General features: G+C 50.6%; 17 protein-coding genes. 8 read left to right on the top strand and 9 right to left on the bottom strand.

Features of this window, described 5'->3' with window-relative positions; translation table 11 throughout:
* Window positions 1-3 precede the first annotated feature (3 nt).
* A complete protein-coding gene (locus CLV80_RS14480) occupies window positions 4-468 on the top strand; it encodes a PTS sugar transporter subunit IIA (RefSeq protein ID WP_106358652.1) in 465 nt (154 codons plus the stop codon).
* Here the strand turns inward: CLV80_RS14480 and CLV80_RS14485 are convergent.
* From CLV80_RS14485 to cysQ, 7 genes are all read right to left on the bottom strand, one after another.
* On the bottom strand, window positions 465-1,898 hold the full coding sequence (locus CLV80_RS14485) for a sulfotransferase family 2 domain-containing protein (RefSeq protein WP_106358653.1): 1,434 nt from the start codon (window positions 1,896-1,898) through the stop codon (window positions 465-467). The genes CLV80_RS14480 and CLV80_RS14485 overlap by 4 nt on opposite strands.
* Window positions 1,895-3,598, bottom strand: coding sequence for a DUF5927 domain-containing protein (locus tag CLV80_RS14490; RefSeq protein WP_106358654.1), 1,704 nt, complete (start codon window positions 3,596-3,598; stop codon window positions 1,895-1,897). Before CLV80_RS14490 ends, CLV80_RS14485 begins: the two co-directional genes overlap by 4 nt.
* A complete protein-coding gene (locus CLV80_RS14495) occupies window positions 3,595-4,605 on the bottom strand; it encodes a glycosyltransferase family 2 protein (protein ID WP_243394587.1) in 1,011 nt (336 codons plus the stop codon). Before CLV80_RS14495 ends, CLV80_RS14490 begins: the two co-directional genes overlap by 4 nt.
* A 28-nt stretch (window positions 4,606-4,633) precedes the next feature.
* Window positions 4,634-5,650 carry a glycosyltransferase family 2 protein gene (locus tag CLV80_RS14500; RefSeq protein WP_106358656.1) on the bottom strand — a complete coding sequence of 339 codons (1,017 nt, stop codon included), beginning with the start codon at window positions 5,648-5,650 and terminating at the stop codon, window positions 4,634-4,636.
* A gap of 18 nt (window positions 5,651-5,668) precedes the next feature.
* On the bottom strand, window positions 5,669-6,562 hold the full coding sequence (gene galU, locus CLV80_RS14505; RefSeq protein WP_106358657.1) for a UTP--glucose-1-phosphate uridylyltransferase GalU: 894 nt from the start codon (window positions 6,560-6,562) through the stop codon (window positions 5,669-5,671).
* A gap of 90 nt (window positions 6,563-6,652) precedes the next feature.
* A complete protein-coding gene (gene kdsB / locus CLV80_RS14510; protein ID WP_106358658.1) occupies window positions 6,653-7,453 on the bottom strand; it encodes a 3-deoxy-manno-octulosonate cytidylyltransferase in 801 nt (266 codons plus the stop codon).
* Entirely contained in the window at window positions 7,453-8,250 is a 798-nt protein-coding gene (cysQ, locus tag CLV80_RS14515) for a 3'(2'),5'-bisphosphate nucleotidase CysQ (protein ID WP_106358659.1), read from the bottom strand. Before cysQ ends, kdsB begins: the two co-directional genes overlap by 1 nt.
* A gap of 242 nt (window positions 8,251-8,492) precedes the next feature.
* Between cysQ and CLV80_RS14520 the strand changes: the two genes are divergently transcribed.
* The 4 genes from CLV80_RS14520 (at window position 8,493) to radC (ending at window position 13,375) form a co-directional block, all read left to right on the top strand.
* Entirely contained in the window at window positions 8,493-9,194 is a 702-nt protein-coding gene (locus CLV80_RS14520; protein ID WP_311135531.1) for an ABC transporter permease, read from the top strand.
* 211 nt (window positions 9,195-9,405) lie between these two features.
* Window positions 9,406-11,310 carry a molecular chaperone DnaK gene (dnaK, locus tag CLV80_RS14525; protein WP_106358661.1) on the top strand — a complete coding sequence of 635 codons (1,905 nt, stop codon included), beginning with the start codon at window positions 9,406-9,408 and terminating at the stop codon, window positions 11,308-11,310.
* A 76-nt stretch (window positions 11,311-11,386) separates the two neighbouring features.
* Window positions 11,387-12,535, top strand: a complete 1,149-nt coding sequence (gene dnaJ / locus CLV80_RS14530; RefSeq protein ID WP_106358662.1) for a molecular chaperone DnaJ — start codon at window positions 11,387-11,389, stop codon at window positions 12,533-12,535.
* 72 nt (window positions 12,536-12,607) lie between these two features.
* A complete protein-coding gene (radC, locus tag CLV80_RS14535; protein ID WP_106358663.1) occupies window positions 12,608-13,375 on the top strand; it encodes a RadC family protein in 768 nt (255 codons plus the stop codon).
* Here the strand turns inward: radC and CLV80_RS14540 are convergent.
* Together CLV80_RS14540 and secA are read right to left on the bottom strand one after the other, a co-directional pair.
* A complete protein-coding gene (locus CLV80_RS14540; RefSeq protein ID WP_106358664.1) occupies window positions 13,372-14,355 on the bottom strand; it encodes a hypothetical protein in 984 nt (327 codons plus the stop codon). The two genes, radC and CLV80_RS14540, sit on opposite strands and share 4 nt — an antisense overlap.
* Window positions 14,356-14,424: 69 nt before the next feature.
* Complete coding sequence (gene secA, locus CLV80_RS14545; protein ID WP_106358665.1) at window positions 14,425-17,112, bottom strand: preprotein translocase subunit SecA; 2,688 nt, start codon at window positions 17,110-17,112, stop codon at window positions 14,425-14,427.
* A 183-nt stretch (window positions 17,113-17,295) separates the two neighbouring features.
* Between secA and CLV80_RS14550 the strand changes: the two genes are divergently transcribed.
* Genes CLV80_RS14550 through mutT form a run of 3 tightly spaced genes read left to right on the top strand, consistent with a single transcriptional unit; the run spans window position 17,296 to window position 19,755 of the window.
* Window positions 17,296-18,141: a peptidylprolyl isomerase gene (locus tag CLV80_RS14550; protein ID WP_106358666.1), complete on the top strand. Its 846-nt coding sequence runs from the start codon at window positions 17,296-17,298 to the stop codon at window positions 18,139-18,141.
* A 4-nt stretch (window positions 18,142-18,145) separates the two neighbouring features.
* Window positions 18,146-19,360 (top strand): bifunctional glutamate N-acetyltransferase/amino-acid acetyltransferase ArgJ, encoded by a 1,215-nt coding sequence (gene argJ / locus CLV80_RS14555; RefSeq protein WP_106358667.1) that lies wholly within the window; start codon window positions 18,146-18,148, stop codon window positions 19,358-19,360.
* Complete coding sequence (gene mutT, locus CLV80_RS14560; RefSeq protein WP_106358668.1) at window positions 19,357-19,755, top strand: 8-oxo-dGTP diphosphatase MutT; 399 nt, start codon at window positions 19,357-19,359, stop codon at window positions 19,753-19,755. Before argJ ends, mutT begins: the two co-directional genes overlap by 4 nt.
* Window positions 19,756-19,769 lie beyond the last annotated feature (14 nt).

Consider the following 19,769-nt stretch of genomic DNA (forward strand, 5'->3'; position numbering starts at 1 on the left):
CCGATGCAAATTGCAGATATCCTAAAGCCGGAGGCGGTAAAGACAATCGCCTCTTGCACCAGCAAGAAGCGGCTATTTCACGATTTGGGTGAATTGGCAGAGACGAGCTATGACCTGAAATCTGCCGAAGTGATCGAGGCCCTCATCGAGCGTGAAGGTCTTGGTCCAACGGGTGTTGGCCATGGGATTGCCCTTCCGCATGCGCGGCTCGCTGGTGCGACAGCCGTTCAAGGTATCTTTTTGCGTTTGGAAAAACCGCTGAATTTCGATTCAGTTGACCGGCAGCCTGTTGATTTGGTGTTTTGCCTTATTGCGCCTGAATGCGCGGGTGTTGATCATCTAAAGGCACTCGCTTTGGTGTCACGGACAATGCGCGATTCCGCCACCTGTACAAAACTGCGTGCAAATAGCGATCCGGCAACTCTTCATACAATCCTAACCGAAGCCCAGTCATCGCAGGCTGCTTAGGCCCAATTCGAAAACCCAAATACTGTATAGTCGCGTGTGAAAGCTTCGCGCGCGGCGTCTTCTATTTCTTGATCATAGATCGACGCAAGTCGGTCATGATGCGGATGATCAGATACGATAAGGTCTGGGCAATCGGCGATCCCCACCTGCCCTGCCAAAACCTGTAAATCATTCAGCAACCGATCTTCGCGCAGGATCATGTCAGGCACCGAAAAATCAGCCATGCCCTGTAGTAATGTCAGTTGGCTAGCCCATGCTGGATCAACACGAATTGACGTTTGTCCCGCCAAATTACTTTTAAGGAACTTTAGGAAACCCAGAAACAATTTGCGATGCAGCCTATCGCCGTAGCCCGATCTATCAGACAAATCGGGTGCCTGTTCAGGTATTGCCAAACGGTGGACCTTGCGCAGGTTCGCCCGAATGCCGGGAAAACTTGCCGGTCCATCATCAATGATACAATCGCAAAACGCTGCATGCGCACGCGCTACCGGGTGCCTTACCACCGTAAAGCTACGATGACCTACATGATCTTGCTGCCAATGCCGTAGCGATTTTTGTGTGAACTTACGCTGTAAATCGCGCGGTCTAACCCCTTCAAGATCACCCAACCAACGCTTAACAGCCCAATCAGGGCCCGAACGTAATGGCATATACAACAGCCCAGCTTTGTCAGCCGCAATGTAGGTTGGAACGGCGGCCCCGCGCCGAGGTTCGAAATTCGGGGTACGTGTGAGGTCAAAGCGGTCAGTCTCTCGCAACGCATCTTTCATTTCTGAAAAATTGCTAACCCGATCTTCAAGCGGCTCTGGATTTTGTTTTTTAAGTTTCTTGTCGAGATTATCCAAGCGCGCCTCAACACCCAAATACGCCGCCAAACCGTTCATGACATCCATATCACGCAAATCATCATAACCGATATAAAACGCAGTTTGACCACTTCGCTGTAACGCGTTTTGCACCTCAATCTGGAATTCCTGTATCGCAGAAAGCTGTGCTTCGAATTCATCGCGATCAAACTTAATTTGTAGCGATTTGGAATGGGTTGCGTTGGTCAGCTTCCACTGTCCAGTTTCCTGAGCAGTTTTCCAACTAACATAGCTATCAATCGGATTACGAGTCAGAATAATTTTTGCACATCGCGGATCAGTCAAACACACATTTAATGCCCGACGGTCATGGCTATGGAAAAACCGAAACCCGCACAGGCCGTCATAGGATTTCACACGTTCAAGCAAGGACTGCGGATCCGCCTCGCGCTGTTCATAAGTTATCCCCAAGATGTCTTCGGTCTTTGGGTAACCGATGAACGCTGGATTAAAAGCCTCGCCCTGACAACTCACGCCATCAAGTGCATTCAGATTGGCCTCTAGAAAATTGGACCCCGTGCGCATTTCCGCCAGCACAATAAAGTAGTCGAAATTTCTCATTTATGACCAACCACATATGATTTTGGTTCTGACGCGGGCTGCGGCTGCTTTTCCGCATCGACCAAAATATCCCCAGTCAAAAAGGGGTGCATCCCTTGGTTCTTCAGTTCTTGAAGGAACTCTGCCAGCCCCGTCAAATCAGCCATTTCGGGTAATTCTGATAGTTCTTCTGCCTTGTGGCCGGCGATCTCGTCGACCACTTCTTGTAGAATGGCATGTGGATTTTCGAGAAAATCAGCAAGTGTACAGATTTGAATCCGCGCATGGGCATCAGGCGCACGTAATGCCTTTAGCAGTTTATGCTCAATCCGCTGCAACCGAGCCGCTTCCGCCCGTACTTGGCGTGCTGGTTTACCCGATAAAAACAGCGGAATTGACCACGCCCCAGATATCACCCAGACACGTGCGTTTGTGTCATGCGCCAGTAACCAACGGATGGATTGCGTGTCTTGAGGACCAAACATAATACACTGGTGCGTATCTCGTGCGTTCCAAACCAGATTGGTTAAAAACCCAACAGCATTATAGTCCCGCAAAACAGCGCTGTCGGATAAAGCACCGCTGAAAATCGGGGCATCACCCGCAAAATGCGCCCTATCTTTTGCATAAACGTGTCCGTGCACTTGTGCGCCCGTTTGCCCAGATAGCCATTTTTCAAAATTAGGAAACAGGCAGTCAAAGCCCTGCATCACAGAAAAGGGAACCGCCGTAATTCCATTTGCACGCGCCACATTGGGAAAGCGGCTTTGCATGTACAGACCTTGCCGCCCGCGCGTTCGCCTTTCTAAGGCGCGACCAAAAATCCGATCGACTTTTCCTGTATTTGGCTTTGCATCTGTCAACTGACTATTCGGCTGTCTTGGAAACATGCGATACAAAAGGCCCGCATTTGGCCAAATCTTACGCGCGACAAAACATTCAGACCTACGCAATATTTCGGCGTGATCGTTATAGAAAATATGTGGTTTTCCCTGAAAATCGAATTTTGACAACGTCAAAGACCGACTTTGGATCCGTTTCGCGTGCAAACGCGCAAGTGTCTGAAAATAGCTTTCATCCGGGATCCAAACACGCCGGAAATACTTGTCATAGGCACGACGTTTCGGATCCGTCAAAATCGCACTTAACGTATCGCGAGTTAAGCACCACCACTGAGACCCCATATGAGGTACCAAGCCAGCCGGAATTTTGCGTTTCACGCGCAGAACCTGTTGCAAACGAACATATCTATCGAATAATTTGCGTCGCTTTTTCCACGAAAACGGAAATCGCAACGTAAACCGTTCTCGATCAAGACCGCCAACAGTCCATGGCACATCAGCTGTCGTCGCGCTTTCAATGAAATCCGTTTTTGGCCAATTGGATAGAAACCCGCGCAATTCAGATACCGGGCGCAGCGGCAAGCATGATCCAGACGCTAGAAATACGTGGCTCACCTCAGGAAAATTACGCAACATCATTTCAGAGGCAGCCTGCGTCGCTTCGACCAGCCCCCACATTCCCCACTCACAACGAAATCGCTGGCTGAACCGCACCGTTTCTAAATCAGCAAGTGAGCGCACAAAACCATCGTAAGCTTCGGCGTCGACGGTAGTATCTATATGCACGACGACCGGGCAGCCGCCATCAACCCAATGTCGGACCACCTGCTCGGCGCGAGCGAACTCTGTATGCACCAACATGACAACACCAAATGTCATGCCCAGTTTCCCTTTGACATTAAGCCAAGCGCCTCCAATTGACGCCAGTTAATGTATTGCTCGCTCCATTGGCACCAAATTTCAGGGTCGGTATCGTTTTCAGTCACATAGGATTTGTATTCACGCCCGTGGCTGTAGTGTTCCGCACGATCCGCCTCTTCCAACGCCCGTTTAGAAAAGATGTTAAGAAATTTTGCGTGCAGCAACACGCCTGACGATTTTTCGCCACCGTTTTGCCCGTAAACAAGGTTTAGCCCACGCGGCAGTAACATATGGGTCGAACTCACATAGGTGTATGATCTATCCCACTTTACAAATGGTATCTTATTCAGTGCGGGCGATTGACTAGGCTTGTCGTCAAAGAAAACGCGTGCGCGGGGGCCACCTTGAATCCACAAATTGCGATAAAGGTCGTTTAACTTGATTGTGTAATTCCCGGGATCAAACCAATTCGCCAATTTAAAAGGATCGTCACCACGCCGATATACTGCGGCGGCCACAGGACCCTTTGGATACATGTCCAGCATCATCGTCCCGAATGAACGTACTTCGGATGCCTCAAGCCAATCGGCAAGCGCGCGTATCGGGCGCGTATCGCAAAATGGATAGACAAAAAATTCGTCCACATCGACGGTCAAAGCCCAATGACCATGTGCATGTTTGTCTTGCAAATAGGTTAGCCAATCGATGCCATATCGCGACTGACCATATGCGCCATCTGTTTTCCATAGCGACACATCAGGATCGCCTGCTACATAGTCAGCCCCACCATCGTCGCTGCCGTTGTCGACGAAGATAAAGTGGTTCACACCTAAATCGCGGTAATACTGCAGAAAAAACGGTAGCCGAATGTCTTCGTTTCGAAACGTGCAGAACAAAATAATATCGGTCGGGCGGATTGACTGTGTGCGATCTTGCACAGCCGTCAGCTCGCGTCCTTTACGGCGTGCGCGGAACTTCCAACGCTTTCGGCGCATCCGCAAACGATATGAAGTCCATGCTCCCAAACTAGTTCCTCTTTTGCACTGGCAAAACTTAGTTCCAACTACCTTGCGACATAAGTCCCAACGTCTCAAGCTGTTGCCAGCCCATATACATAACTGACGCGTCGGTCCACAAATCAGGTCCAGCAACTAGCTGTTGGTAATATGGTCCATAAAGCGCGCTATTTTCGAAATGTTGCTTTCGATCCAGTTCTTCAGACGACCGAACACCAATATCAGGCAAAAATTTCGTATGTAGTAATGCGCCAGTTAGCAAACCCTTGTCAGGCCAATCAAATACCCTGTTTAAGCGCCGCGGCAACATATGATGCGTTGAAGTGACATAAACATTGCGCCAATGCCATTTCACGAGAGGTGTCTTGTTCAACGTGGGTGCGCGATCTGGCTGTTCTGCAAAGAACATCCGCTCACGTACGCCTCCTTGAATCCAATGATTATCAAAAACGGCGTGGCGTTCGTGTCTGTAGCCATCACTGTCGAACCAAGGGATAACTGAAATCGGATCATCACCTGCCTTATATGCGGTGGAAATCGTGGGCCCCTTTGGGTACATGTCCAACATCACAGCGCCGAAAGTCGGGATGTTTTTTTCGTCCAAATGATGGGTTAGTGCGTGTAGGTCCCGACTATCGCAATAGGGGTACACCAATAATTCGTCCGCATCCACAGTTAGGCACCAATGCCCATTCCCGAACTGCCATTGCAGCCAGCCCAACCAATCCATCCCAAAACGAGACAGCTTGTAACTGGCATCTGCAGCCCAAACAGAAACATCTGGTTGCGCAGCCAAATATTCTGCGGTGCCATCATCGCTCGCGTTATCAACAAACAGAAAATGCGCGACGCCTAACTTACGATAATAGTCTAAAAAATGCGGCAAGCGCAGCATTTCATTGCGTACCGTTGAAAATACCAAGATAGCATTAGGCGCGATCTGACTGGTCTTGTCAGCGACGCATTTCAGTTGTTTACGTTTACGCCAAATCCGCAGCAACAATCGCCGCCGCTTCCAGCGCATCCGATAGTTCAACCATGCGTCGCCAATCATACCTTTCAAATTAAGCCTTTATCCAGCTAGCGCTTTATCCAGATCCAAGTTTTTCAGAAAACCTGCCATTTCATCGCGCAATTCTGGTCGTTTCAACGCAAATGAAACCGTTGCTTGCAAAAACCCGGCCTTCGACCCGCAGTCAAAACGTTCACCTTCAAACTTATAACCAAAGATGTCGCGGCCTGCTGTTAGCTCATATGCAATCGCATCGGTCAGCTGAATTTCCCCGCCGGCGCCACGTTCGATATTTTTAAAGTTCTGCATAATTCTTGGCGTAAGAATATAGCGACCAATCACAGCAAGGTTTGATGGCGCGGTTCCCGCAGCAGGCTTTTCGACCATACCCTTAACTTTAACAACGGAACCGTCCTCGCTCAGCACATCAAGCACACCGTAAGACGACGTTTGCTCCGGTGTCACCTCCATCGCAGCAACCATAGCGCCGCCGGTGTCTTGGTAGGCTTCGATCATTTGCTGAAGGCATGGTTTTTCAGACGCAATCAAATCATCCGGAAGAATAACCGCAAAAGGTTCATCCCCAATCAACTTTCTAGCGCAAGAAACCGCATGTCCAAGCCCCAAGGCCTTGTGTTGACGAATATACGCAATCGCACCGCTATCCATGTTGGTTGCTTTAAGCGTTTCTAGTAATTCCGTCTTACCCGATTTACGCAGCGCACTTTCCAGCTCTGGCGAGTGATCGAAATAATCTTCAAGGGCCGATTTACCCCGAGAAGTCACGAAAATGAAATCCTCAATCCCCGCAGCGCGTGCTTCATCAATTGCGTATTGAATAAGCGGGCGATCAACCAGAGTCATAATTTCCTTAGGAACCGATTTGGTTGCAGGAAGAAATCTAGTCCCCAAGCCTGCAACAGGAAAAATTGCCTTGGTCACTTTTCTTTTCATAACGGTACCTTTTTACTTATTTCTTAATAAAAGCTTAGCGTGAGCAGCTGTGAAACTTAAGGGTAAACCCCAAATGATCGTCACCAATATCTAGGCGTGCCCCATCTTGCTCAACATTGCCTCAATAAGTGGCACATCTTCTGGGTTGTTCAACTCCCAAAACTCGCGACCCTTTCCATCAACTTCGACGCAAAGAACCGGTGTACCACGTTCAAGAAACCGAAGTTGCTCCAGACCTTCAAGCTGCTCAAGAGGCCCAGAGGTCCATCCTGGGTACGCTGCTAATGCCTTAGGTCGATAGGCATAAACACCAACGTGATGAAAAACAGGTGTTTCGTCATCATCAGCAAAATTTTTCCCGGTATAAGGGATCACTTCTTTTGAGAAATACAATGCATTGTGATTGGTTCCGAACACAGCAGTTGTACCGCCAACACGTCCCGCACGGCGATCAGCTAGAAATCCGTTCAGCGCGCGCCCCTCGGTCCGCAAAACAGGCGTCGCCACATCCGCATCGGGTTGCGCACGCAGGCCCGCGACAAGGTCTTCGACAAACCATGCCGGGGTCAACGGTGCGTCGCCCTGCAAATTGACGACAATATCGTAATCTCCATCAATATTTTTGACGGCCTCTGCGCACCGCTCTGTGCCATTTTGGCAATCCACCGAAGTCATAACAACATCGGCGCCGAAACTACGCGCTGCGTCTGCGATCCGGTCGTCGTCGGTCGCTACAACAACACGATCGACACCGCTCACCTGCATGGCGGCATCCCAAGACCGACGGATAAGGCTTTTTGCTTCGCCGTCAGCGCCGCGCAATTCAACAAGGGGCTTACCCGGATAACGTGTAGACGCGTAGCGCGCTGGAATAACGATTAAGACAGGCATTAAGCTTTCTCCAACTTCACATCAGGTGAAAGCGCAATAAAGAAAGGGTTCGCAAACTCAGGTTTACCGTAGACCAGCGGGGTATGATCATCGAACCGCACAACCTGACCACCAGCACCAGTAAGCACAGCATGCCCTGCAGCCGTATCCCATTCCATCGTACGTCCAACCCGTGGGTACAGATCGGCCTCACCAGTCGCGACCAAGCAAAACTTAAGCGACGATCCGGCGCTCTTCATGTCAGCTACATTGTATTTACTGATGTAATCATCGGTCGCTTGATCTCGATGAGATTTCGAAGCAACAACCAAAAGAGCATCGTTATCAGGCACTGAAACCCGGATTGGTTTCGTGTTCCCAACGACATCTTTTGCGAATTCTCCGGTTTCCTCTACGGCTGATCCATCTGCAGATGTATAAAACAGCCGATCCTTTGCAGGTGCATATACAATGCCACGTACAGGAACGCCGTCGACAACATACGCAATATTAACAGTAAAGTCGCCTCGGCGCTTGATGAATTCTTTTGTACCATCCAGAGGATCTACGATCAGGAATGTGCTGACAGATTGACCATGCGAAGCAGACTGTTCTTCGGTTACGAGCGGCACATCAGGAAAGGCTTCACGTAGACCAGCGCTAATAATCGCATCCGCTGCTTCGTCTGCTGCCGTGACTGGACTTTCGTCGCTTTTTGCACGAACTTCAAAATCATCGGCTGCATAGATTTCCATAATCTTATCACCAGCTAACAACGCTAGCTTTCGCATTACTTTTGTCAGCTTATCGAAATCCATATGACGGGTCCTGTTTATTGAAAAGTTACGATATAGCCGTTATGAATGTTCATCGCCATTTGGGCAACCCGATGCAGGGACATACCTGCCGGTTCCGGTAGGCACGCAGTGAAAGCATAATCATGTTTCAGACACGCCGAAATGCAAGCACCGCGGGAAGCCTTTTTAGCAATCTAGAGTTGATATACCATGTTACAGTAAGGACTGTCCGCGGCGGCAATCGAAATGCGGTCGTAGGCTTAGTGATCACTGTTTTACAAAGTATGGTCATGGTTGCCGTGTTTCTACTCATGTACATGGTGATCGGAATGCGCAGCTCTCCGATACGAGGCGACTTCCTGCTCTACATCATGTCCGGTGTTTTATTGTTTCGGGCGCACATTCAAACCGTAAAAGCAGTTCAAGGCGCGGGCGGTGCGCTTGCACCGATGATGCTATATGCGCCGATGAACCCCATCGTTACGATGACGTCTGCGGCGCTCGCGGAACTATATCAACAGACCTTATCCATCATAATTGTCCTGACGATTTATCACTGCGCGTTTACCCCAATCAGCATTGACAATCCGATCGGAGCAATGGGAATGCTTTTGCTAGCTTGGTTTTCAGGCATCGGTGTGGGAATTGTGTTTCTCGCGATTACGCCTTGGTTTCCGCGCACGATGGGTATCGTTGGGCAAATGTACCGCCGGTTAAACATGATTGCTTCGGGGAAAATGTTCTTGGTAAATTCACTACCGGCAAGCATGATCGCAATGTTTGACTGGAACCCGCTGTTTCACATCATTGACCAAAACAAAGGTTTTGTGTTTCTGCACTACAACCCACACTTCACGACTATTTCCTACCCGCTTTATGTATCGCTAACCCTGCTTGTGATTGGGATGATGGGTATGTTTTTCACCAGACAACACGTATCCGCCAGTTGGAGCGCCGGGCGTTAAGTCAAGGACCCAACTACATTAACGTTTCTGCGGGAAAATGCCTATTTTTTGCCTATTGAGTCCCCTTAGAGCGCTTGCAGCCACGTTTGTGCATCCCTATATACGCCTAGATCATTTGTTTGGGGGCTTCCCCTGATCATCAGAACGTAACTGGCGCGGGTGCCGAAACGGGTTCGCGCTACTCAAACCGCCTAATGTAGAGGGATTTGAAATGGCCAAAGTTATTGGTATCGACCTAGGAACGACTAACTCTTGTATCGCCATCATGGATGGCTCTAAACCACGTGTGATTGAAAATGCCGAAGGTGCGCGCACAACGCCATCTATCGTTGCGTTCACCGACGACGAACGTCTTGTCGGTCAGCCGGCGAAACGCCAGGCGGTCACAAACCCAGAAAACACAATTTTCGCTGTTAAGCGTCTGATCGGTCGCCGTTTCGACGATACTGATCTGGCGAAAGAAAAGAAGAACATGCCGTTTGACATCGTCAACGGCGGCAACGGCGACGCATGGGTTGAAGCAAAGGGTGAGAAGTACTCCCCTAGCCAAATCTCTGCGTTCATCCTTGGTAAGATGAAAGAAACCGCCGAAAGCTACCTTGGCGAAGAAGTTTCCCAAGCCGTTATCACGGTTCCTGCATACTTTAACGATGCTCAGCGTCAGGCGACGAAAGACGCCGGTAAGATCGCTGGCCTCGAAGTACTGCGTATCATCAACGAGCCAACAGCGGCTGCGCTGGCATATGGCCTTGATAAAAAAGACACACAAACAATCGCAGTTTATGACCTTGGTGGCGGTACATTCGATGTAACCATCTTGGAAATAGACGACGGCCTGTTCGAAGTGAAATCTACCAACGGTGACACGTTCCTTGGTGGTGAAGACTTTGACATGCGCATCGTTAACTACCTCGCAGACGAGTTCAAAAAAGAACACTCTGTCGACCTAACCAAAGACAAGATGGCGCTACAGCGTCTGAAAGAAGCTGCTGAAAAAGCGAAGATCGAACTGTCTTCTTCTTCCAGCACTGAAATCAACCAGCCGTTTATCTCTATGGGTTCAAACGGTCAGCCACTGCACATGGTCATGAAACTGACCCGCGCAAAGCTGGAATCGCTTGTACTTGACCTGATCAAAAACTCGATCAAACCATGTAAAGACGCGATCAAAGATGCTGGCCTATCTGTTGGTGACATCGACGAGGTTGTTCTTGTTGGAGGTATGACCCGCATGCCACGCGTGAAAGAAGAAGTCGGTAAATTCTTTGGTAAAGAACCACATCAGGGCGTGAACCCAGATGAAGTTGTTGCCATGGGTGCTGCTATTCAGGCCGGCGTTCTGCAGGGTGACGTGAAAGACGTTGTTCTTTTGGACGTGACACCACTGTCGCTGGGTATCGAAACACTGGGTGGCGTGTTCACTCGTTTGATCGACCGCAACACAACGATCCCAACGAAAAAGTCTCAGGTTTTCTCGACTGCCGAAGACAACCAGAATGCTGTGACACTGCGCGTGTTCCAAGGTGAGCGTGAGATGGCTGCCGACAACAAAATGTTGGGTCAGTTCAACCTCGAAGAGATTCCACCAGCGCCACGCGGTCTGCCACAGATCGAAGTCACCTTCGACATTGATGCCAACGGTATCGTTGAAGTAGGCGCGAAAGACAAAGGCACCGGTAAAGAGCAGAAGATCACGATTCAAGCATCTGGCGGTCTGTCCGATGAAGACATCGAAGCAATGGTCAAAGACGCCGAGGATAACGCCGAGGCAGATAAAGATCGTCGCGAATTGATCGAAGCGAAAAACCAAGCTGAGAGCCTGATCCACTCGACTGAAAAGTCCATGGAAGAGCACGCAGACAAGGTTGACCCAACAACGATCGAAGCGATCGAACTGGCAATCGCTGCACTTAAGGATGACCTTGAAGACGGCACCGCCGAGAAGATCAAATCCGGTATTCAGAACGTGACTGAATCTGCGATGAAGCTGGGCGAAGCCATCTACAAATCCGCTCAGGAAGAGGCTGGTGAAGCAGAACCCGAAGCACCAGCAGCCGATGATGACATCCTTGATGCCGACTTCGAAGATCTGGATGACAACAAGCGCGGCGAATAAGCTAGCGCGCGTTTAGGAAAGTGGACCGGCCCAAATCCGGGTCGGTCTTTTCCATTCCCAAGGGGGAAAATTTATCATGGCAAAACGTGACTATTATGAAGTGCTTGGCATCGCTAAAGGTGCCGACGCTGCTGCCATCAAGAAAGCCTATCGCCAAAAGGCGAAAGAGCTGCACCCTGACCGCAATGCTGACGACCCAACTGCCGAGGCAAAGTTCAAAGAAGCTAACGAAGCTTACGAAGTCCTAAAGGACGAGAACAAAAAAGCTGCTTATGACCGCTACGGTCATGCTGCGTTTGAAAACGGCATGGGTGGCGGCGGTCAACGTCCGGGTGGCGGCCAAGGTGATTTTGGTAGCGCATTCTCAGACGTGTTCGACGATTTGTTTGGCGATTTCATGGGTGGTGGCCGCGGTGGCGGTGGCCGTCGTGGTGGCGCGCAACGCGGGAACGACCTGCGCTATAATCTTCGGATTAACCTTGAAGACGCCTATGCTGGTCTGAAAAAGACGATCACTGTTCCAACTGCTGTTGGATGTGACTCCTGTAACGGCACCGGTGCCGAAGGTGGTTCTGAACCCCAGACATGTCCGACATGTGCCGGTATGGGTAAGGTCCGTGCGCAGCAAGGTTTCTTTACCGTCGAACGCACTTGCCCGACATGTTCAGGCATGGGCCAAACAATCAAAAACCCGTGCAAATCCTGTCATGGCCAAGGACGTACCGAGAAAGAGAAATCGCTTTCGGTTAACATTCCTGCTGGCGTCGAAACTGGCACCCGTATTCGCCTTGCTGGCGAAGGCGAGGCCGGAATGCGTGGCGGTCCAACAGGTGATCTGTACATCTTTATCGAGGTCAACGACCACGCGCTATTCGAACGCGAAGCAAGCAACCTGTTCTGTCGGGTTCCTGTTTCAATGGCGACAGCAGCGCTTGGTGGTGAAATCGAAGTACCAACCATCGACGGTGGCCGTAGCCGTGTGAAGGTTCCAGAAGGTTCACAATCTGGTCGCCAGATGCGCTTGCGTAGCAAAGGTATGCCAGCGCTACGCGGTGGTGGAAACGGCGATATGTTCATTGAACTGGCTGTGGAAACACCTGTGAAACTCACTGCGCGCCAGCGCGAAATCTTGAAAGAGTTCGACGAACTTAGCGAAGACAACAACCCGCAAGGATCTAGCTTCTTTAATTCTGTCAAAAACTTTTGGGATTCTATGAAAGGCTAGATATTTGGCCCCGATGATAGCACCGGGGCCAAATTCACCGTTCATTAACTGATTATGGCAGACACTCGGGGTATGTCCGATTTTGCCGAATCCCGTTCCCTGTTTTCCGAAATCGACGAAATTGTCGAAGCCGTGCCAATGCCATCAGGTCGAACACCGTCCTATATGCGCGATCACCGAAAACGACTGCGCGAACGGTTTTTGACAGGCGGCGCAACTGCGGTTCCGGACTATGAACTGCTTGAGCTCATCCTATTCCGCGCAATCCCGCGTCAGGATGTGAAACCTCTTGCACATGATTTGATCAACACTTTTGGTGACTTCAACCGGGTGCTGTCGGCTCCACTACATCAGTTGCGGCAAATCAACGGTGTTGGTGACGCTGTCGCGCTCGAAATCAAAATCGTAGAGGCGACCGCACATCGCCTTGCCCGTGCCAAGGTTATGCAAAGGCATGTTGTTTCTAGTTGGGATGCTTTGCTAGATTATTGCCACACCACCATGGCCCACCGAGATACAGAACAGTTTAGGATTCTATTTTTAGATACTAAAAACACCGTGATTGGCGATGAAGAACAGGCAAAGGGCACGGTGGATCACGTTCCCGTTTACCCCCGGGAGGTCGTCAAACGCGCCTTAGAGCTAAATGCTGCCGCTTTGATTTTAGTACACAATCATCCATCAGGCGACCCCACTCCGTCACAGGCTGATATTGAAATGACTGGAAAAATTGACACGGCTGCCAAAGCGTTGGGTATCACTGTCCACGACCACCTAATCATTGGTAAATCTTGTGAAGTTAGCTTTCGGGCCGAGGGTCTATTTGGTGAAAACTTTTAACGAAAGCCGCCGGTGACGGGTCTCAGGACGTCAGGCAATATAATAAACTGGCCAACGTTGTCACATGATGGCCCTTTGATCGACACGTCTATAGGCGCATTAACTTGACCAGAAATCACTTGGATTATCTGAACATTCAACACAACACCGCACAGCTCATCAGTTACCATCACCCCCACAGGCATCATAACCGCCATATCAGGGCGCACTAAACGCGCAGGATAGGTGTAAACCTCTGCCTGATAAGGGATGTCTGCATATCGCGTTCCAAATCGGCTAACAAATCCATGCTGCCCTAAAATCGCAAAGTTTGGCGTGTGAACAGAGCCAGTCCAGATGTGGCCGACCTCACCAAAGCTGGCACCATCCTCAAGCACATGAAGTTGGAGGTTAGCAAAGCCGCGCCATTGCAAGACAGTGCGATCATATTGGGGAACCTCGGGCGCATAAAGAGCAACGTGCGCTTGTTCAACATTATTGATAAGTAACGAAATTTTCGCATCTACAGATAGTATAGGAAGCGACACAATGGCTCGCCCCTCAGCATTAGTGCGGTTCGAAAAACGCATACCGCTATGGATAAGTGTGAATTCTGTCCGCTTATGACAGGGCGCATTGACCGTCAGCCGGGCCATCGCGGCAGGCGCGGCCTGCGCTGACAGTGACACTTTACACGCGTCATCAATCACACGCGTTGCGGAAATCATACTCAGCTCCGGCAGCCGTTCTTCCGTGTATTCCTGATTGACCAGCGCAACGGTTTGAACATCGGAAATGTATCCTGTGGACCGACGAGGATTTTCAGCCACTCCAAAAACAGAATGGGCTTTCCTATTTGTCACAACTGTAACGGGGCGCGGAACCGTAAGCGGCTCTCCAGTATCAGCAACGGGTGCTTCCCCGTATTGCACAAAGAATCCAATCCCCAACGCAACTACGAAGGTCCGTAGGACCGTCTTTATCGTTGACATACGGGACATTGAAACTTCCGATAACTAATCACTCTGCAGGTACAATAGCAGCACTTAGCAAAGTGATTAAGCAATAATTCAAGCAATACGCCCGTGGCAATGTTTGAACTTCTTGCCAGACCCGCATGGACAGTCATCGTTGCGCGATGGGTTACCCCATGTTGTGGGATCTTTTTCGTCAAACCCTTCGCGTACTTGTCCAGCGACTGCTGCAGCGGCTTGTTGCGCTGCCATAGCCTGTTGCTGCTGACGTGCCTGCGCCACCATTTCTTCTTGCTCTTCTTTCGACATGGGGCGAATACGAGACAGCTGTTTAGTTACATCTGTGCGCAATCCATCAAGCAAGCTTTCGAACAATTGAAAGCCTTCGGTTTTATACTCGTTCAATGGATCACGTTGCGCGTACCCACGAAAACCTACGACTGACCGCAGGTGGTTCAAAGTGAGCAGATGCTCGCGCCACTTACTGTCAATAGTTTGCAGCAAGAACTGTTTTTCAACACGGCGCATGGTGTCCGCACCGAATGCATCGGTCTTTTCACCCATGTATTTATCGCAGGCATTTTCGAGCCGTTCAATAATGTCGCCATCATCAACGCCTTCTTCTGCCGCCCATTCAACGATTGGCAACTCAAGCCCAAAATTTTCTTTCACAGCCTCGGCTAAACCCGCAGCGTCCCATTGATCAGCATAGCTTTTGGGAGGGATGTAATCAGTTACCAAGTCGTCGATCACTTGGTCGCGCATATCTTTGACGATTTCGGAAAGGTCAGTTGCTTCCATGATTTCGCGGCGCTGCGAAAAGATCACCTTGCGCTGGTCGTTCATCACATCGTCGTATTTCAACAACTGCTTACGCGTGTCAAAGTTACGTGCTTCGACTTTGGCCTGTGCACGTTCCAGCGACTTGTTCACCCAAGGGTGAACGATCGCTTCGCCGTCTTTCATACCCAGCCCAGACAGCACCTTATCAAGCCGTTCTGATCCGAAAATTCGCATCAAATCATCTTCGAGCGATAGAAAGAACGATGAACGGCCCGGGTCACCTTGTCGGCCAGAACGACCACGTAGTTGGTTATCAATACGGCGGCTTTCGTGACGTTCAGTAGCCAGAACAAATAGACCACCAGCGTCTTTTACGGCCTGCTCATCGGTATCATGTGCAGCTTCGATCTCTGCTCGGATTGTCGCGTGGTCACCATCGGGGTTCGCCTCAATGGCCTCCATGATTGAAAACTCTACGTTACCGCCCAGCTTAATATCTGTACCGCGACCCGCCATGTTAGTAGCGATTGTCACAGCGTTCAGACGACCCGCGTCAGCAACAATTTGAGCTTCTTGTTCGTGCTGGCGTGCGTTGAGAACGTTAAACTTAATCCCTTCCGCCTGAAGTAGACGCGCAAGGTGCTCTGACTTTTCGATAGAGGTTGTACCAACAAGGATCGGTTGCCCAGTTGCGTGGGCCTCTTTGATCTCTTTGACGACGCCTTCGAATTTTTCTTTGGCGGTGCGGTAAACCTGATCGTGATCATCGACACGCGCGATTGGACGGTTGGTCGGAACTTCGACAACACCCAGGCCATAGATTTCCATGAATTCTTCGGCTTCAGTGGTCGCAGTACCCGTCATTCCGCCCAGTTTTTCATAAAGCCGGAAATAGTTTTGGAATGTAACAGACGCGAGCGTCACGTTTTCGGGCTTGATCGCGACGTTTTCTTTGGCTTCGATCGCCTGATGCAGGCCATCGGACAGACGACGACCGTCCATCATACGGCCGGTGAATTCATCAATCAGAACGACCTGATCATTGCGTACGATATAGTTGTCGTCTTTGACGAATAACTTGTGCGCCTTTAGCGCTTGGTTCACGTGGTGAACCAATGTCGCGCTTTCAGGATCGTACAGCGTCTGACCTTCGGACAGTAGGCCCAATTCTACTAGCCGTGCTTCGAGGAAATCATTACCTTCCTCGGTGAAAGTCGCCTGCTTGGTTTTTTCATCCAGCGTAAAGTGCTCGTCCTGAACTTCGGGGATCACCTTATCGATGGTCGCATACATTTCACTACGATCTTCGGCAGGACCAGAGATAATCAGCGGTGTCCGCGCTTCGTCGATCAGAATACTATCGACCTCATCCACAATCGCGAAATTGTGAGGGCGCTGGTACATCTGAGACAGCTCAGATTTCATATTATCGCGTAGGTAATCAAAGCCCAGTTCATTGTTCGTGGCATAGGTCACGTCGCACGAGTAGGCATTTTTCTTTTCAGGGTCTGGCTGATTGGGAACCACAACACCCGTCGTCAGACCTAGGGCGGTATAAACACGGCTCATCCATTCCGCGTCACGACTGGCAAGATAGTCGTTCACAGTAACGATATGTACGCCTTTGCCTGTCAGTGCGTTCAGATAGGCCGGGAACGTCGCAACAAGGGTTTTACCCTCACCGGTTTTCATCTCTGAAATGTTGCCTTGGTGCAGGAAGATGCCGCCCATCAATTGTGTATCAAAGGCCCGCAGCCCCAATGCCCGCTTGGCAGCTTCGCGACAGTTCGCAAATGCTTCGGGCAACAGCGCATCAAGGGTTTCACCGCCCATCGCACGCTTGGCAAGCTCTTCGGTCTTTGCCTTGATGCCTTCGTCAGAAAGCGCCTCAAATTCGGGCTCTAGCGCGTTAATCTTTCCGACCAGTGGGCGGACAGCTTTTACTTTGCGGTCGTTCGGTGTGCCAAACACCTTTTTGGCAATCGTTCCGATACCCAGCATATTCACTCCGGCGGCGCATCCGCGCCTGTCTGACATCAATTTGAGACGAGGTCGCTTGTAGGCCCGTGATTGGCCACATACAAAGGGCCGAGACCAGCCCCGTCGAGGCATCTTAGGGATGTAAGGGGCCGGATATGCAGTGTCAACGCCACGCACCCGCGTGGGTCATTAAGGGATCGATTTATGCTGAAACATGTTACATTTTTGGGTGCATCTGCACTGACATTATCTTTGTCTAGCGCCGCCTTCGCCCAAGACGACGTAACAGCCGGTACAGTCATCGCAACTGTCGGCGAAACTGAAATCACACTGGGCGAACTGTTGATCGCGCGCACCCAACTGCCCGAACAATACGCAACACTTCCTAACGAAATGCTGTTCGAAGGTCTTGTGGATCAGTTAGTGCAACAGCAGCTTCTTGCAGATGCTATCGAAGACGTCCCAGCGCGGGTTACCTATTCTTTGCAAAACGAAGAACGCACTCTGCTCGCTGGTGAAGTTATCACGAACATCGCAGAAAACTCTGTCACGCCGGAAATGATCCAAGCCGCATATGACGAACGCTTTGCCGATGCAGAAGAAGTACCCGAATTTCACGGCGCGCATTTGCTAACTGAAACACAAGAAGAAGCCGCAGCAGCAAAAACACGCATCGACAAAGGTGAAGAATTCGCCGACGTTGCACGCGATGTTTCAACCGGTCCAACTGGTCCAAACGGTGGTGATCTGGGTTGGTTTGGCCCGGGCGCAATGGTTCCAGAATTCGAAACAGCCATTAGCAACCTTGAAGTTGGCGGCGTTTCAGAACCATTTGAAACCCAGTTTGGCTGGCACGTCGCGACACTTATCGAACAACGTGTGCAGGCTCTACCAACGTTGGAAGAAATGACGCCACAGTTAACTAGCGAATTGCAAGAAGCCGCTATTACAGCTTATCTGGATGAACTGACTGCGGGTCAGGATATCGTTAAACCTGAAGCTGACCAATTCGATCCAGAAATCATCGGTCGCTTCGAATTGCTGGACTAAACACATGGCTGTTTCACCACTTGCACCTGAACGGTTTCCGGAACTTCCGGAAATCGATGGCGTCACCTTTGCATCTGCGGCTGCGGGGGTGCGCTATGCGGGCCGAACGGATGTAATGCTAGCATGCCTGACTGTGGGTTCTGCCGTTGCAGGCGTGTTCACTCGCTCGGCGACACGATCAGCAAACGTACTTGATTGCCAATCAAAGCTAGGCAGCGACCCAACTGGCGCCGCAGCGATCATCGTCAATTCTGGAAACTCAAACGCGTTCACGGGCAAACACGGTGATGGCAGCGTTTCTGCGATCTGTACTGCTGTCGCGGATGAGCTAAAGATCGAACCAAGTCGCGTCTTTACCGCGTCGACAGGTGTAATTGGTGAACGCCTTCCTCACGAACGGATCACATCCAAAGTAAGCGAACTGGTCGCCAACCAAAGCCCTTCCAAGATCGAAGAGGCCGCCCGCGCGATCATGACCACGGATACCTTCCCCAAAGGTGCCACAGCGACAGTGATGGTCGATGGGAAACCCGTTAAGATCGCTGGTATCGCAAAAGGGTCAGGAATGATCGCGCCTGATATGGCGACGATGCTTGTCTACATCTTTACGGATGCCAATATCAGTCAACCAGACCTGCAAAAGATCATCAGCACGCAAAACGACAGGACGTTCAACTGCATCACAGTTGATAGCGATACATCGACGTCAGACAGTCTTGTCGCTGCTGCCACTGGTGCATCGGGTATTGATGTCACCGGAAACGATGCATTCGCTGATGCCATGCACGGCGTCATGCTGGATCTTGCACACCAAGTCGTCCGTGACGGCGAAGGCGCGACCAAGTTCGTGACGGTTGACGTGACAGGTGCAGCCGATGATACGGATGCGCGCAAGGTAGCTATGTCGATTGCCAACTCTCCGCTGGTGAAAACGGCGATTGCTGGCGAAGATGCCAACTGGGGTCGGATTGTCATGGCTGTTGGTAAATCTGGTGCCGCGGCAGATCGCGACCTGCTGAGCATTCGGTTTGGTGACATACTTGTTGCAGAAAATGGCTGGCGTTCGCCCGACTACTCTGAAGAAGTCGCAAGCGCGTATATGAAGAACCAAGAACTAACGATCAGTGTTGATCTGGGGCTAGGTTCCGGCAAATCGACCGTTTGGACCTGTGATTTGACCCATGGTTACATCGACATCAACGCGGATTACCGGTCTTGAAGACTGTTCTTGTTTCCGCTGTCGCACTGATTGACCCCGACGGGCGTGTGCTGCTTGCACAGCGCCCCGAGGGCAAATCGATGGCAGGCCTATGGGAATTCCCGGGCGGCAAAATCGAGGCTGGCGAAACCCCAGAAGCTGCGCTTATCCGTGAACTTAAAGAAGAGTTAGGCATCGACACTTGGGCGTCATGTCTCGCCCCGCTCACTTTCGCAAGCCACAGCTATGATGATTTTCATTTACTCATGCCGCTGTTTGCCTGCCGCAAATGGGAAGGCACGCCACGGGCACGCGAAGGTCAGACGCTGAAATGGGTGCGCCCAAATGAATTGCGCGACTATCCTATGCCAGCGGCAGATATTCCGCTGATACCAATCCTTCGAGATTGGCTATAAATTCAAACAGTTAA

The sequence above is a fragment of the Yoonia maritima genome, assembly GCF_003003285.1.
GTDB classification, from domain to species: Bacteria; Pseudomonadota; Alphaproteobacteria; order Rhodobacterales; family Rhodobacteraceae; genus Yoonia; species Yoonia maritima.

Coding starts and splice junctions, on each gene's coding strand:
- CLV80_RS14480 (WP_106358652.1), top strand. CDS start 4: ATGCAAATTGCAGATATCCTAAAGCCGGAGGCGGTAAAGACAATCGCC.
- CLV80_RS14485 (WP_106358653.1), bottom strand. CDS start 1,898: ATGAGAAATTTCGACTACTTTATTGTGCTGGCGGAAATGCGCACGGGG.
- CLV80_RS14490 (WP_106358654.1), bottom strand. CDS start 3,598: ATGACATTTGGTGTTGTCATGTTGGTGCATACAGAGTTCGCTCGCGCC.
- CLV80_RS14500 (WP_106358656.1), bottom strand. CDS start 5,650: ATGATTGGCGACGCATGGTTGAACTATCGGATGCGCTGGAAGCGGCGG.
- galU (WP_106358657.1), bottom strand. CDS start 6,562: ATGAAAAGAAAAGTGACCAAGGCAATTTTTCCTGTTGCAGGCTTGGGG.
- kdsB (WP_106358658.1), bottom strand. CDS start 7,453: ATGCCTGTCTTAATCGTTATTCCAGCGCGCTACGCGTCTACACGTTAT.
- cysQ (WP_106358659.1), bottom strand. CDS start 8,250: ATGGATTTCGATAAGCTGACAAAAGTAATGCGAAAGCTAGCGTTGTTA.
- dnaK (WP_106358661.1), top strand. CDS start 9,406: ATGGCCAAAGTTATTGGTATCGACCTAGGAACGACTAACTCTTGTATC.
- dnaJ (WP_106358662.1), top strand. CDS start 11,387: ATGGCAAAACGTGACTATTATGAAGTGCTTGGCATCGCTAAAGGTGCC.
- radC (WP_106358663.1), top strand. CDS start 12,608: ATGTCCGATTTTGCCGAATCCCGTTCCCTGTTTTCCGAAATCGACGAA.
- CLV80_RS14540 (WP_106358664.1), bottom strand. CDS start 14,355: ATGTCCCGTATGTCAACGATAAAGACGGTCCTACGGACCTTCGTAGTT.
- secA (WP_106358665.1), bottom strand. CDS start 17,112: ATGCTGGGTATCGGAACGATTGCCAAAAAGGTGTTTGGCACACCGAAC.
- CLV80_RS14550 (WP_106358666.1), top strand. CDS start 17,296: ATGCTGAAACATGTTACATTTTTGGGTGCATCTGCACTGACATTATCT.
- argJ (WP_106358667.1), top strand. CDS start 18,146: ATGGCTGTTTCACCACTTGCACCTGAACGGTTTCCGGAACTTCCGGAA.